Here is a 14,888-nt window from a genome sequence, read left to right on the forward strand (position 1 = left end):
CTCCCACTATGGCAACAACCGCTCAAACGCCTCCAGCGGCAACGGCCGGCTGTGCAGGTAACCCTGGTACAAATGGCAATCAAGCCCTTGCAAAAAATGCAATTGCTCCAGGGTCTCCACGCCTTCGGCGATCATTACCAGGTTGAGGCTGCGGGCCATGGCGACGATGGCGCGGATGATTTCGGCGTCGTTGGGGTCGCTGGTGGCGTCGCGCACGAATGACTGGTCGATTTTCAGCGTGTCCACCGGCAGGCGCTTGAGGTAGGTCAGCGACGAATAACCGGTGCCGAAATCGTCCATGGCGAAGCTCACCCCCAGCTTCTTGAGCCGGCGCATCTTGGCGATGGTGTCGTCCAGGTTCTGGATCACGATGCCTTCGGTGATCTCCAGTTTCAGCAGCGAGCAGGGCAGGCCGTGGGTGGCCAGGCTGCTTTCGATGCGTTCGACGAAGTCGCTCTGGCGGAATTGTCGTGGGCTGATGTTCACGCACAGGCTGAATTGCTGCGGATCGATCTTGCCCTTGGCGATCAGTTGCTTGAAGCCGTCGCAGGCTTCATCGAGGATCCAGGTCCCGACTTCGAGGATCAGGCCACTGTCCTCCAGCACTTTGATGAATTCGTTGGGCGATTGGGCGCCGAGGTCCGGGTGATGCCAGCGCACCAAGGCTTCGGCGCCGATGATGCGGTTGTCCCGGGCATCGACCTGAGGCTGGAAATGCACGCTGAACTCGCCACGGGCCAGGGCCAGGCGCAGGTCGGTTTCCATGCGCAACCGTTCGCTGGCGGCTTTTTGCATGGTGGTGTGGAACATCTGCGAGGTGTTGCGTCCCGAGTCCTTGGCGCGATACAGCGCAATGTCGGCGCGCTTGAGCAAATCGGTGGGGGTGGAGCCGTGGTCGGGGATCAACGCGATACCGATGCTCGGCGTGACCTGCAGTCGCTGGCCATCGAGAAACATCGGTTCCGAGAGCAGTTCACGCAGGGTGTCGGCCAGGGCCTGCACTTGCTTGCTGACCTCGCTGCGCGAGCCCTCCAGGCCGCTGAGCAGCACCACGAACTCATCGCCACCCAGTCGCGCCACGGTGTCTTCCAGGCGTACGCTGGCTTCCAGGCGTGCAGTGATGATTTTCAGTACGGTATCGCCCACCGGGTGGCCGAGGGAATCGTTGATGTGCTTGAAGTGGTCCAGGTCGAGAAACAGCAGGGCGCCGCGCAAGTTGTGACGCTTGAGCAGGGCGATCTGCTGGCTCAGGCGGTCCATCAGCAAGGCCCGGTTGGGCAGGTTGGTCAGCGAGTCGTGGTAGGCCAGGTGGCGGATCTGGGCTTCGGCGTTGCGCAGCAGGCTCACGTCTCGGGCGGTCAGCAGCAGGCACTCGGTTTCATTGAGGGTGATGGGCTCGACCGAGACCTCCACCGTTAGGATTTCCCCACGTTTATTGCGCCCGAGCATCTCTTGGTGGTGCACGCGGCCCTTGAGTTGCAATTCGGCCAGCAGGGCGGCGCGCTGTTTTTCTTCGGCCCAGATCCCTACCTCGTAGACCGTATGCCCTATCACTTCGTCGGCGCGGTAGCCGGTCAACCGGCAGAAGCCGTCGTTGACCTCAAGGTAGCGACCGCTTTGGTGTTCGGTGATGGTGATGGCGTCGGGGCTGGAATGAAACGCCTTGGCGAATTTCTCTTCACTGGCCTTGAGGGCGGCTTCGGAGCGTTGCTGCTGCGTGATGTCGCGCAAGGTCGTGACGATGCACGGCTGGTTGCCGACGTTGATTTGCCGGCTGGAAATCACACAGGTCAATGGCTGGCCGTTCTTGTGGTGAACGACGATGGCGACATTGTTCAGAGATTGTTCGCGGATCACCCGTTCGATGCGTTGCAGACTGCTGCCCGAGCCACCCCAGAGGCCGATTTCGTCGGCGCTGAGGCCAATCACGTCGTTGGTGGTCCAGCCAAAGGTCTGGGTGAAACTGGAGTTGATCTCGAGGAAGCGCCCGCTGTCCTGGTGGGTGACGCAGATCGGGTCGGGACTGACCTGGAACAGCGTGGCGAATTTCTCTTCCGAGGCGGCCAGGCTTTGTTCGCGCTCCACCTGGTCGGTGATGTCCAGCAAGGTCCCGGCCATGCGCAAGGGGCTGCCGTCATCGTTGCGGTAGAGGCGGGCGCGGCTTTCCAGGTAGCGCGAGGTGCCGTCGGGCAGTTGCACGCGGTAGGTCAATTGATAGTTGCCCGCCGGGCCTTCCCGCAGGCTGCGATAGGCGTTGCGCATGTTGTTGCGCTCTTCTGTGGGAACCCCCTCGAAAAACGCATCGAATGATTCGTGGAACGGCTTGGGTTCCAGGCCATGGAGCTGCGCGGCCCGGGCCGAGCCGTAGAGCATGCCGCTGGGAATGTGCCAGTCCCAGGTGCCCAGTTGCGCCGAGTCGAGGGCCAGGTCCAGGCGTTCCTGGCTGTCCTTGAGGGCCTGTTCGGCGAGCTTGCGCTCGGTGGTGTCGAGGAAGGTGCTCAGCAGGTACGGCTGGCCTTCGAGCTCGACTTTCTGCGCACTCAGAATGCCGTTATGAATCTGGCCGTTGCTGGCCCGGAACTCCACCTCCATGCTGACCAGTTCACCCTTGGCCTTGGTTGCCTCCACCAGTTTCGCCCGCTGCCTGGGGTCAACCCACAGGCCCAGCTCCAGGGTGGTACGGCCGATCACGTCATGCACCGGCCAACCGAACAGGCTTTCGAAGTACTGGTTGGCCTCGCTGATCAGCCCGTCTTCCTGGCGGGTCAGCAAGACCATGTTCGGGCACAGATGAAAGAGCGTGGCGAAGCGTTTTTCCGAGCTGCGCAGCGCCTGTTCCCGCTCGCGCTGATGGGTGATTTCACGAATCACCCCGATCATGCGCGGCCGGCCGTGCTTGTCGGGTAGCACGCTGCCACTGATTTCCAGCCAGTGCAGGCTGCCGTCGGGCCAGACGATGCGGTGATGCATCGCCTGTTCCACCGGCGCTCCGGCCACTGCCGCGTGAAAGGCGCGCACGGCCCTGGCCCGGTCTTCGGGCAACAGCAGGTCGAGGTAGTCCACGTCCGCCGGCAACGGTTGGCGCGGATCGAAGCCGAACAACGCCTGGGTGCCGCGGGACCAGCTGATCTGGCCGCTGTCGATGTCCCACGACCAGGCGCCCAGCCGCGCACCGTTCAGGGCGGCCAGCAACTGTGGCGCGCTGTCCCAGCTTTGCTCGGACCGCTTCGGGTCGAGCGCCTGAATGCGCGGCAGGGGCGGGAGATGGTCAGCAGGTTTGGGCATTTCTAGCGAGCCTTGAGCGGTTTTGGGCGTTAAACACAAGCATTCAAGGCCCTACAGGCGCGGCACAACCTATGCCTTTGTCCCTGGCAAATCGATTTGTGCGTCCAGTAAGGCCATGAAAGCCCGTGCGGCATTCGATAGCGTCCGTTCGGTGTGCAAGATATAGCCTAGCTGGCGACTGAGCTGTATGCCCGGCAAAGGAATGCGCGCGACTTGTTCGTCGAGCATGGTGCGCGGCAGAACGCTCCAGGCCAGGCCGATGGAAACCATCATCTTTATGGTTTCCAGATAATTCGTGCTCATGGCGATGTTTGGCGTCAGGCCCTGGGCCTCGAACAACCGTTGCACGATGTGGTGGGTAAAGGTGTTGCCCCCCGGGAACACCGCCGGATGCAAGGCAATGTCCGCCAGGCTCACCGCGCTGTTTTCCAGCAACGCATGCTCCGGGGCGACCACGAAATCCAGGGGGTCGTCCCACACTGGCGTGGCCCGTACCAGCGTGTGGGGCTCGGGGGCTAGGGTGATGACGGCCAGTTCCGCGCGGCCATGGAGGATTTCTTCGTAGGCGACTTCCGAATCCAGGAACTGGATATCCAGCGCCACCTGGGGATAGCGCCGGGTGAACTCGCGCAATAAAGGTGGCAAGCGGTGCAGGCCGATGTGGTGGCTGGTGGCGAGCGTCAGGCGCCCGGTCACCTCGCCGGTCAGGTTGGTCAGGGCGCGACGGGTGTCGTCCAGTACGTTGAGGATCTGGTAGGCCCTCGGCAACAGGGCCCGGCCGGCCTCGGTCAGGCCCACTTCACGGCCCAGGCGGTCGAACAGGCGCACCTTGAGTTGTTGTTCGAGGCCGGCAATGCGCTTGCTGATGGCCGGCTGGGTCAGGTGCAGGCGTTCGCCGGCGCCGGAGAAACTGCCCGTCTCGGCGATGGCAATGAAGGCATTGAGGTTGGCGAGGTCCATGGCGGTTCCGGTCAGATTCCAGTTGGTTATGCAAAGCATGAAAAATATGAATTTGAGTTATTTAATGTAACCCCATAGGATCAGCCTCACAAGCCAAGGGGTTATTGATTCGTTCAAGGCCCGGGGCATAGAAACAAGCTGATGAGGAAACCGTCTGATGGCCGGCAAAACGCTCTACGACAAGCTCTGGGATTCGCATTTGGTCAAGCAGCGCGACGATGGCTCGGCGCTGATCTACATCGACCGTCACATCATTCACGAAGTGACGTCGCCGCAAGCCTTCGAAGGCCTGCGCCTGGCCGGGCGCAAGCCGTGGCGCATCGATGCCAACATCGCGACCCCGGACCACAACGTACCGACCACGCCGGAGCGCAAGGGCGGCATCGAAGCCATTGCCGACCAGGTCTCGCGCCTGCAGGTCCAGACCCTCGACGATAATTGTGACGAATACGGCATCGTCGAATTCAAGATGAACGATGTGCGCCAAGGCATCGTCCACGTCATCGGCCCGGAGCAGGGTGCGACCTTGCCTGGCATGACCGTGGTCTGCGGCGACTCGCACACCTCGACCCACGGTGCTTTCGGCGCCCTGGCCCACGGCATCGGCACGTCCGAGGTCGAGCACGTGCTCGCCACCCAGTGCCTGGTCGCCAAGAAAATGAAAAACATGCTGGTGCGCGTCGAAGGCAAGTTGCCGTTCGGCGTGACCGCCAAGGACATCGTCCTGGCCGTGATCGGCAAGATCGGCACCGCCGGCGGTAACGGCCATGCCATCGAGTTCGCCGGCAGCGCGATCCGCGACTTGTCCGTCGAAGGCCGCATGACCATTTGCAACATGTCCATCGAGGCCGGCGCCCGCGTCGGCCTGGTGGCCGCCGATGAAAAAACCGTGGAATACGTCAAGGGCCGTCCGTTCTCGCCCAAAGGCGCGGAATGGGACATGGCGGTCGAGGCCTGGAAAGACCTGGTCTCCGATGCCGATGCCAAGTTCGACACGGTGGTCGAACTCGACGCGACGCAGATCAAGCCGCAAGTCAGCTGGGGCACTTCCCCGGAGATGGTCTTGGCCGTGGACCAGAACGTGCCGGATCCGGCCAAGGAAATGGACCTGGTCAAGCGCGACTCCATCGTCCGTGCCTTGAAGTACATGGGCTTGAGCGCCAACCAGGCGATCACCGACATCCAGCTCGACCGCGTGTTCATCGGCTCCTGCACCAACTCGCGGATCGAAGACCTGCGCGCCGCGGCGGTGATCGCCAAGGGCCGCAAGGTGGCCTCGACCATCAAGCAGGCCATCGTGGTGCCGGGCTCGGGCCTGGTGAAGGCCCAGGCCGAAGCGGAAGGGCTGGACAAGATTTTCCTCGAGGCCGGTTTCGAATGGCGTGAGCCGGGGTGCTCGATGTGCCTGGCGATGAACCCTGACCGCCTGGAGTCGGGCGAGCATTGCGCTTCCACCTCCAACCGTAACTTCGAAGGCCGTCAGGGCGCCGGTGGCCGTACGCACCTGGTGAGCCCGGCCATGGCCGCCGCGGCGGCCGTCAACGGCCGTTTCGTCGACGTCCGCGAATTGATCTGAAGGAGCGCAGCATGAAAGCTTTTACCCAGCACACCGGTCTTGTCGCGCCTTTGGATCGTGCCAACGTCGACACCGACCAGATCATTCCCAAGCAATTCCTGAAGTCCATCAAGCGCACCGGTTTCGGCCCGAACCTGTTCGACGAATGGCGCTACCTGGATGTCGGCCAGCCGTACCAGGACAACTCCAAGCGGCCGTTGAACAAGGATTTCGTGCTCAACGCCGAGCGCTACCAAGGTGCCAGTGTGTTGCTGGCCCGGGAGAACTTCGGCTGCGGTTCGAGCCGCGAGCACGCGCCATGGGCCCTGGAAGAGTACGGTTTCCGCAGCATCATCGCGCCGAGCTACGCCGACATCTTCTTCAACAACAGCTTCAAGAACGGCTTGCTGCCGATCATCCTCAGCGATGCTGACGTGGATGAGCTGTTCCAGCAGGTCGAGGCCAACCCTGGCTATCAACTGCAGATCGACCTGGCCGCCCAGACGGTGACCCGTCCCGATGGCAAGGTGCTGGGTTTCGAGATCGATGCGTTCCGCAAGCATTGCCTGCTCAACGGCCTGGATGACATCGGCCTGACTCTGCAGGACGGCGAGGCGATTGCCGCGTTCGAGGCCAAGCACCGGGCGAGCCAGCCTTGGTTGTTTCGCGATGCTTGATGGATTGATGTAGGCAGTACCGGCTTCATCGCGAGCAAGCTCGCTCCCACAGGGGATTTTTGGTGTTCACAAAACACCTGTGGGAGCGAGCTTGCTCGCGATGGGGTCCGCCCAGGCAATAAAAAACCATAAGGACATCCCATGACCAACACCGCCCACAGTCAGGTTGTACAAAAGCAATTCGGTGAACAGGCTTCGGCCTATCTGAGCAGTGCCGTGCACGCCCAGGGCGCTGAGTTCGCGCTGCTACAGGCTGCGTTGGCCGGTCGTGGCGATGCCCGTGTGCTGGACCTGGGCTGTGGCGCCGGTCATGTGAGTTTCCACGTGGCGCCGCTGGCCGGTGAAGTGGTGGCCTACGATCTGTCCCAACAGATGTTGGATGTTGTGACCGCGGCAGCGGCCGAGCGTGGCCTGGGCAACATCAGCACGGTACGGGGCGCCGCCGAGCGCCTGCCGTTCGCCGACGCTGAGTTCGACTTCGTGTTCAGCCGTTATTCGGCGCATCATTGGAGCGACCTGGGCCTGGCGTTGCGGGAAGTGCGACGGGTGCTCAAGCCGGGCGGGGTGATGGCGTTCATCGACATCCTGTCGCCGGGTACGCCGTTGCTGGACACCTACCTGCAAAGCATCGAAGTGCTGCGCGATACCAGCCATGTGCGCGATTATTCGGCCGGCGAGTGGTTGCGCCAGGTCAGCGAAGCGGGGTTGCACACCCGCAGCACCTCGCGCCAGCGCCTGCGCCTGGAGTACCACTCCTGGGTCGAACGCATGCGTACGCCCGAGGTGATGCGCGGGGCGATTCTCCAGCTGCAGCGTTCGATGGGCGATGAAGTGCGAGAATATTTTGAGATTGAGGCCGATGGTTCGTTCAGTACAGATGTACTGGTGCTGTGGGCCGAGCGATAGCATTTTTCCCGGCCAGGCCTTGGGTGTGCAACCCAGGCCCGTGTCGACAGAGCAAACGAGGAAAGCATGAGCAAGCAGATTCTGATTCTCCCAGGTGACGGCATCGGCCCGGAAATCATGGCCGAGGCGGTCAAGGTCCTGGAGCTGGCGAACGACAAGTACGGCCTGGGCTTCGAACTCAGCCACGACGTGATCGGCGGCGCCGCCATCGACAAGCACGGCGTGCCCCTGGCCGACGAAACCCTGGACCGTGCCCGTGCCGCCGATGCCGTGCTGCTGGGCGCCGTGGGCGGCCCGAAATGGGACAAGATCGAACGCGACATCCGCCCTGAGCGCGGCCTGCTGAAGATTCGCGCGCAGCTGGGCCTGTTCGGCAACCTGCGTCCGGCGATTCTTTATCCGCAACTGGCCGATGCGTCGAGCCTGAAGCCGGAAATCGTCTCGGGCCTGGACATCCTCATCGTGCGTGAGCTGACCGGCGGTATCTACTTCGGTGCCCCGCGTGGCACCCGTGAGCTGGATAATGGCGAGCGCCAGGCCTACGACACCCTGCCGTACAGCGAAAGCGAAATCCGCCGTATCGCCCGGGTCGGCTTCGACATGGCCCGTGTGCGTGGCAAGAAGCTGTGTTCGGTGGACAAGGCCAACGTGCTGGCTTCCAGCCAACTGTGGCGTGAAGTGGTCGAGCAGGTGGCCAAGGATTACCCGGACATCGAGCTGAGCCACATGTACGTCGACAACGCCGCCATGCAACTGGTGCGTGCGCCCAAGCAGTTCGACGTGATCGTCACCGACAACATGTTCGGCGACATCCTGTCCGACGAAGCGTCGATGCTCACCGGTTCCATCGGCATGCTGCCGTCGGCCTCCCTTGACGCCAACAACAAGGGCATGTACGAGCCGTGCCACGGTTCGGCGCCGGACATCGCCGGGCAGGGCATTGCCAACCCGTTGGCGACCATCCTGTCGGTGTCGATGATGCTGCGCTACAGCTTCAACTTGAACGATGCCGCCGACGCGATCGAAAAAGCCGTCAGCGTGGTCCTGGACCAAGGCTTGCGCACCGGTGATATCTGGTCGCAAGGTTGTACCAAAGTCGGTACGCAGCAAATGGGCGATGCAGTAGTCGCCGCGCTGCGGAATCTGTAATCTTTCGGGCCCACCGCTTCGACGGTGGCCCACTTTTGTATAGGTGTAGTTGCGATGAAACGTGTAGGTCTGATCGGTTGGCGCGGCATGGTCGGTTCCGTGCTCATGCAGCGAATGCTGGAAGAGCAGGATTTCGATCTCATTGAGCCGGTGTTTTTCACCACTTCCAATGTCGGTGGCCAGGGCCCGTCCGTGGGCAAGGACACCGGTGCGCTCAAGGATGCCTACAGCATCGAAGAGCTCAAGACCCTCGACGTGATCCTGACTTGCCAGGGTGGCGACTACACCAGCGAAGTGTTCCCCAAGCTGCGTGAAGCCGGCTGGCAGGGTTACTGGATCGACGCCGCCTCCAGCCTGCGTATGCAGGACGACGCGGTGATCATCCTCGACCCGGTCAACCGCAAGGTCATCGACCAGCAGCTGGACGCGGGCACCAAGAACTACATCGGCGGCAACTGCACCGTCAGCCTGATGCTGATGGGCCTGGGCGGCCTGTTCGAAGCCGGTCTGGTGGAGTGGATGAGCGCCATGACCTACCAGGCCGCGTCCGGTGCCGGCGCGCAGAACATGCGTGAGCTGATCAAGCAGATGGGTGCTACTCACGCCGCCGTCGCCGATGACCTGGCCAACCCGGCCAGTGCCATTCTCGACATCGACCGCAAGGTCGCCGAGGCGATGCGCAGCGATGCCTATCCGACCGAGAACTTTGGCGTACCGCTGGCCGGCAGCCTGATCCCCTGGATCGACAAGGAACTGCCCAACGGCCAGAGCCGGGAAGAGTGGAAGGCCCAGGCCGAAACCAACAAGATCCTCGGTCGCTTCAAGAGCCCGATCCCGGTGGATGGCATCTGCGTGCGCATCGGCGCCATGCGCTGCCACAGCCAGGCGCTGACCATCAAGCTGAACAAAGACGTGCCGATCGCCGACATCGAAGGGCTGATCAGCCAGCACAACCCTTGGGTCAAGCTGGTGCCGAACAATCGCGAAACCAGCATGCAGGAGCTGAGCCCGACCAAGGTCACCGGTACCCTGAATGTACCGGTGGGCCGTCTGCGCAAATTGAACATGGGGTCGCAGTTCGTCGGTGCCTTCACCGTTGGCGACCAACTGCTGTGGGGCGCGGCCGAACCGCTGCGCCGCATGCTGCGGATCCTGCTCGAGCGTTGATCGATTGCTGCTGTGAAAGAACCCGTGCCTTGTGAGAGGCGCGGGTTTTTTATTGGGCGACAGTTGTGTGTCAGGGCTGGCCTCATCGCGAGCAAGCTCGCTCCCACATGGGATCTTCAGTGATTGTAAAACCTGTGGGAGCGAGCTTGCTCGCGATGAGGCCAGTCCAGGCACTGCAAGTCCCCCAGCCAATTGCCTGCATACCCACCACCCGGTAAAGTGCCGCTCCCCACGTTTTACCTGAGGTAGACCCATGAGCCAGTCCTTTGATATTGCCGTGATCGGCGCCACCGGTACTGTCGGCGAAACCCTCGTCCAGATTCTCGAAGAGCGGGACTTCCCGGTTGGCAACCTGCACCTGCTGGCCAGCAGCGAATCGGCAGGCAGCTCGGTGATGTTTCGCGGCAAAAACGTGCGGGTGCGTGAGGTCGACGAGTTCGATTTCAGCAAAGTCCAACTGGTGTTCTTCGCCGCCGGCCCGGCGGTGACCCTGAGTTTCGCCCCGCGGGCCACGGCGGCTGGCTGTGCGCTGATCGACCTGTCCGGGGCCTTGCCGCCCGAGCAGGCGCCGCAGATCGTGCCGGAAGCCAACGCCCAGGTCCTGGCCGGCTTGGGCAAGCCGTTGCAGGTCAGCAGCCCCAGCGCATCGGCCACGGCCCTGGCGGTCGTGCTGGCGCCACTGCGCGAGTGCCTCGATCTGCAGCGCATCAGCCTGACCGCCAGCCTCGCGGTGTCGGCCCAGGGCCGCGTGGCCGTGAGCGAGCTGGCGCGCCAGACCGCCGAGCTGCTCAACGCCCGTCCGCTGGAGCCGAAGTTCTTTGACCGGCAGATGGCGTTCAACCTGCTGGCCCAGGTCGGCGCTCCGGACGAGCAGGGCCATACGTCGCTGGAAAAGCGTCTGGTTCGTGAGTTGCGCCAGGTGCTGAATCAACCTTTGTTAAAGATTTCCGTCACTTGCATTCAAGCCCCGGTGTTTTTTGGCGATAGCTTTAGCGTGACCGTGCAGTCTGCGAACGCCGTCGACCTGGCCAAGGTCAACGCGGCCCTGGAAGCGGCGCCCGGCATCGAGCTGGTGGAGGCGGGCGACTACCCGACTGCGGTGGGTGATGCGGTGGGGCAGGATGTGGTCTACGTTGGTCGTGTACGCGGTGGGATCGACGATCCGACGGAACTGAATATGTGGCTGACGTCAGATAACGTGCGCAAGGGCGCGGCGCTCAATGCCGTGCAGGTGGCTGAGTTGTTGATAAAAGACTTGCTGTAAAAGATACTTGGCATCAATTTGTCGAATGATTCTAGCTGGGCGCTATGCTTGGCCGGAGTGCTGAAGGCGAACATCCCTCTGGGGGACTTTCCCGGGGCATGAGTGAAATGATCGCGCGCACCGTCGTTTAGGGGCTGCGCGCAATGCCTTACGGCAGCGGCATCAATACCTTCTCGCTGGCCGAGGAATGTTCAAACAAAGGAAGAGGCTATGGTTCAAGTTCGCAAACTGGTGTTAGCAATAGCGGCCGCCTCGGCGCTGTCCTCCGGTATGGCGCAAGCGCTCGGGCTCGGGGAACTGACCCTGAAGTCGACGCCGAACCAGCCCCTGGTCGCCGAGATCGAGTTGCTCGACGTCCAGCAACTGACCGCCGCCGAAGTCGTGCCGAGCCTGGCCTCGCCCGACGATTTCGCCAAGGCCGGGGTCGACCGCCAGGCCTTTCTCAATGACCTGAGCTTCACCCCGGTGATCAACGCCAACGGCAAGAGTGTCCTGCGGGTCACGTCCAGCCGACCGCTGTCCGAGCCCATGGTCAAGTTCCTGGTGCAGGTGATGTGGCCCAACGGCCGTCTGCTGCGCGACTACAGCGTATTGCTCGACCCCTCCAAATTCTCGCCGCAGGCCGCCGACGCGGCCCGGGCGAAACCGCCCCAGGTCGTGGCCACGCCGGTCACCGGGGCCACCAAGCCTTCCCAATACACCACCACGCCGCGCGATACCCTGTGGGAAATCGCCGCCAAGGTGCGCAACGGCGGGTCGGTCCAGCAAACCATGCTGGCGATCCAGGCGTTGAACCCGAACGCGTTTATCAACGGCAACATCAACCTGCTCAAGACCGGCCAGGTGTTGCGCCTGCCGGACCCCGTGCAAAGCACGGCGTTGCCGCAGCCCCAGGCCATCGCCGAAGTGGCTGCGCAGAACGCCGCCTGGCGCTCGGGGCGTCGTGGCGTGGCGGGTGCTGGCAAGCAGCAACTGGATGCCACCAAGCGTGGCCGTGGCGAAGGCGCACCGGCACAGGCCGCCGGTCGCGACAACTTGAGCCTGGTGTCGGCCGATTCGGCGAAAGCGGGTGGCAAGGGCAAGGGCGCTGCTGGCGATGCCCAGGCGCTGAACAACAAGCTTGCGGTTACCCAGGAAAGCCTCGATTCGGCTCGCCGGGATAACGAAGAACTGAAAAGCCGCATGGCGGATCTGCAGAGCCAACTGGACAAACTGCAGCGCCTGATCGAGCTGAAGAACAATCAACTGGCCAAGATGCAGGCCGAAGGTGCCGCGGTTCCGCCTGCTGGCGAGGCGCCTGCGGCGATGTCCGCAGAGCTGACCCCTGCGCCAGCGGCACAGGCCCCGACGACTGCACCTGCTCCTGCGCCAGAAGCGACCCCGGAAGCGACGCCACCTGCCACACCGGTCGAGCCGACGCCTGTCGCGTCCAACGAGCAAAAATACAACGACCTGCTGACCAATCCGATCCTGCTGGGGTTGATTGGCGGCGGCGCGCTGCTTTTGCTGTTGCTGCTGTTGTTGCTCGCCCGTCGCCGCAAGGCCCAGCAGGAAGCGGAAAAGCACTTGCGCATGGCCCGGGCCCTCGAGGAGGAGGCTGACTTCTCCCCGGAGCTCGATCTGCCCCCGAGCAGCTTCGAGGGCATTGATGTTCCACCGCCTAGCGTAAAGCTTGAGCCAAAACCCGAGCCGGCCCCAGCGCCAGCACCCAAGCCGGCCCCGGTGGTCGCGCCTGTGGTGGTCACGCCGCCTATCGCCGCGCCATTGGTGGCTCCGGCCGCTGATCGCTCCGACGACGTGCTGCCCCAGGCCCAGTCCCATATGGACCGCGGTCGCTTGAACCAGGCTGCTGACCTGCTCGAGCAGGGCATCAAGGCCGAACCCCAGCGCAGCGACCTGCGCCTGAAATTGATGGAAGTTTACGGTCAGCAGGGCGACCGCGACGCCTTTGTCGCCCAGGAACGCCAACTGGTGGCCAATGGTGACAACTTCGCCCAGGTCGAACAGCTGAAAAGCCGTTTCCCGGCCATGGTGGTCGCTACCGCCGCCGGTCTGGCCGCGGCGGCAGTGGCTGCAGAGCTGGACGCGCAGTACGTCAAGGACCTGTTGGAAGACAAGTCGCCCACCGACGAGGAGCTGGACAGCGCCTTCGACCTGAGCCTGGATGACCTGGAAGCTCCGGTCGCGCCAGCGCCGGAGCCTGTCGCCGAGCTGGACGCATTCCCGGAAGACGACGATCTGAGTTTCGAGTCGGTGCTCAAGCAGCAGACTGAAGCCAACGAGAGCTTGGACGACCTGTCGGAATTCGACCTGGACCTGGGTGCCGACGCGCCGACCCCGGTCGCAGCGCTCGATGATGAAGATTTCCTGCTGGACCTGGGTGATGATCTCAAGGGGCTGGACCTTCCAGCAACCGAAACGCCGGCCCTGGACGATACGCCGGCCGACGATCTCGAACTGCCGGCAGATTTTGACCTGTCCCTTGCCGACGAGATGGATGCCCATGACCGGCCAAAGGATGCCTTTGAATCCGAGCTGGACGATGTGAACGCCGAACTGGATCGCCTGTCCGACAGCTTGGCCCAGCCGACCTTCACCGCTGACGATGCCCTGGTTGGTGCTGAAGACGAGCCGGACTTCGACTTCCTCAGCGGTACCGACGAGGTGGCGACCAAACTCGATCTGGCCCAGGCCTACATCGACATGGGCGACCACGATGGCGCTCGCGACATCCTCGGCGAAGTCCTCAGCGAAGGCGATGCGACTCAGAAGAGCGAAGCGCAGGAGATGTTGTCGCGTTTGGTGTAAGTCAGCAGTTAGACAAAAACGGCAGCCGGTGAGGCTGCCGTTTTTGTTTGCAGCGGGCGTTATGGTGTCTGGGCTGGCCTCATCGCGAGCAAGCTCGGCTCCCACGGGGATCTGGGTGCTACCCCTTGTGGGAGCCGAGCTTGCTCGCGATAGCGCCAATCGATCCAGCCCAGGACCACCGGTTACACTGGCATCCCGCCCCGCCGGCCTTATAATGCCCGCCTTTGCGTACTCAGCAGGCTGTAATTCCTTGGCAAACATAGACAACCCGGCCGCCGAAATGGCGGCCGACGGCTTTTTCCGGATCGCCTTGGGCGTTGAATACAAAGGCTCGCGCTACCGTGGCTGGCAGCGCCAGGCGTCCGGTGTATTGACGGTGCAGGAAACCCTCGAAAACGCACTGTCCAAAGTCGCCGACTCGCCCGTGTCGCTGCATTGCGCCGGCCGGACCGACGCCGGCGTGCATGCCTGCGGCCAGGTGGTGCATTTCGACACCCAGGTCGAACGCTCGATGAAAGCCTGGGTCATGGGCGCCAACATCAACTTGCCCCATGACGTCAGCGTCAGTTGGGCCAAGGTGATGCCGGCGCATTTCCATGCCCGCTTCAAGGCCATCGCCCGGCGTTATCGCTACGTGATCTACAACGATCAGATCCGTCCGGCGCACCTGAACGAAGAAATCACTTGGAACCACCGCCCGCTGGACGTCGAGCGCATGGCCGAGGCCGCGCAATACCTGGTCGGCGTCCACGATTTCAGCGCTTTCCGTGCGGGCCAGTGCCAGGCCAAGTCGCCGATCAAGGAGCTGCATCACCTGCGCGTGACCCGTCACGGCAAGATGATCGTGCTCGACATCCGCGCGAGCGCCTTCCTGCATCACATGGTGCGCAACATTGCCGGGGTGCTGATGACCATTGGCGCCGGCGAGCGGCCGGTGGAGTGGATAAAGGAAGTGCTCGACAGTCGCGTCCGCCGTTCCGGTGGTGTCACGGCGCATCCGTTTGGCCTGTACCTGGTACAGGTCGAATATCGCGATGAATTCGAACTGCCGGAGCGTTACATCGGGCCACATTTCCTCACTGGCTTCTCGGAACTCGACGGCTGACGCCCTCCGCAG

At 62.9% G+C, this 14,888-nt stretch carries 10 protein-coding genes; 8 read left to right on the forward strand and 2 right to left on the reverse strand.

The annotated features are described in order from the left end of the window. Nucleotides 1–6 precede the first annotated feature (6 nt). Together J4E63_RS17400 and J4E63_RS17405 are read right to left on the reverse strand one after the other, a co-directional pair. Complete coding sequence (locus tag J4E63_RS17400; protein WP_207282773.1) at nucleotides 7–3,285, reverse strand: PAS domain S-box protein; 3,279 nt, start codon at nucleotides 3,283–3,285, stop codon at nucleotides 7–9. A 69-nt stretch (nucleotides 3,286–3,354) separates the two neighbouring features. Continuing rightward, a complete protein-coding gene (locus J4E63_RS17405) occupies nucleotides 3,355–4,245 on the reverse strand; it encodes a LysR family transcriptional regulator (RefSeq protein ID WP_060741438.1) in 891 nt (296 codons plus the stop codon). A gap of 157 nt (nucleotides 4,246–4,402) precedes the next feature. On the opposite strand from J4E63_RS17405, the gene leuC reads away from it, so the two are divergent. The 8 genes from leuC to truA all read left to right on the forward strand — a co-directional run bounded on the left by leuC (nucleotide 4,403) and on the right by truA (nucleotide 14,876). Continuing rightward, entirely contained in the window at nucleotides 4,403–5,821 is a 1,419-nt protein-coding gene (leuC, locus tag J4E63_RS17410; RefSeq protein ID WP_003203866.1) for a 3-isopropylmalate dehydratase large subunit, read from the forward strand. Between the two features lie 11 nt (nucleotides 5,822–5,832). Next, nucleotides 5,833–6,477 carry a 3-isopropylmalate dehydratase small subunit gene (gene leuD, locus J4E63_RS17415; RefSeq protein WP_003203864.1) on the forward strand — a complete coding sequence of 215 codons (645 nt, stop codon included), beginning with the start codon at nucleotides 5,833–5,835 and terminating at the stop codon, nucleotides 6,475–6,477. Nucleotides 6,478–6,618: 141 nt separating this feature from the next. Further along, a complete protein-coding gene (locus J4E63_RS17420; RefSeq protein ID WP_207282774.1) occupies nucleotides 6,619–7,383 on the forward strand; it encodes a class I SAM-dependent methyltransferase in 765 nt (254 codons plus the stop codon). A 66-nt stretch (nucleotides 7,384–7,449) separates the two neighbouring features. Next, the gene (leuB, locus tag J4E63_RS17425; RefSeq protein ID WP_060741441.1) at nucleotides 7,450–8,532 is read left to right on the forward strand and encodes a 3-isopropylmalate dehydrogenase; all 1,083 of its coding nucleotides are present in this window, start codon (nucleotides 7,450–7,452) and stop codon (nucleotides 8,530–8,532) included. Nucleotides 8,533–8,586: 54 nt separating this feature from the next. Beyond that, entirely contained in the window at nucleotides 8,587–9,699 is a 1,113-nt protein-coding gene (gene asd / locus J4E63_RS17430) for an aspartate-semialdehyde dehydrogenase (RefSeq protein ID WP_024779161.1), read from the forward strand. A gap of 253 nt (nucleotides 9,700–9,952) precedes the next feature. Next, the gene (locus J4E63_RS17435) at nucleotides 9,953–10,963 is read left to right on the forward strand and encodes an aspartate-semialdehyde dehydrogenase (protein WP_060741442.1); all 1,011 of its coding nucleotides are present in this window, start codon (nucleotides 9,953–9,955) and stop codon (nucleotides 10,961–10,963) included. A 210-nt stretch (nucleotides 10,964–11,173) separates the two neighbouring features. Further along, nucleotides 11,174–13,771, forward strand: a complete 2,598-nt coding sequence (locus J4E63_RS17440) for a FimV/HubP family polar landmark protein (RefSeq protein ID WP_207282775.1) — start codon at nucleotides 11,174–11,176, stop codon at nucleotides 13,769–13,771. 280 nt (nucleotides 13,772–14,051) lie between these two features. Then, nucleotides 14,052–14,876, forward strand: coding sequence for a tRNA pseudouridine(38-40) synthase TruA (truA, locus tag J4E63_RS17445; RefSeq protein ID WP_018610821.1), 825 nt, complete (start codon nucleotides 14,052–14,054; stop codon nucleotides 14,874–14,876). Nucleotides 14,877–14,888: the final 12 nt, after the last annotated feature.

This window comes from Pseudomonas sp. FW300-N2F2 (assembly GCF_017351655.1).
GTDB lineage: Bacteria > Pseudomonadota > Gammaproteobacteria > Pseudomonadales > Pseudomonadaceae > Aquipseudomonas > Aquipseudomonas fluorescens_AA.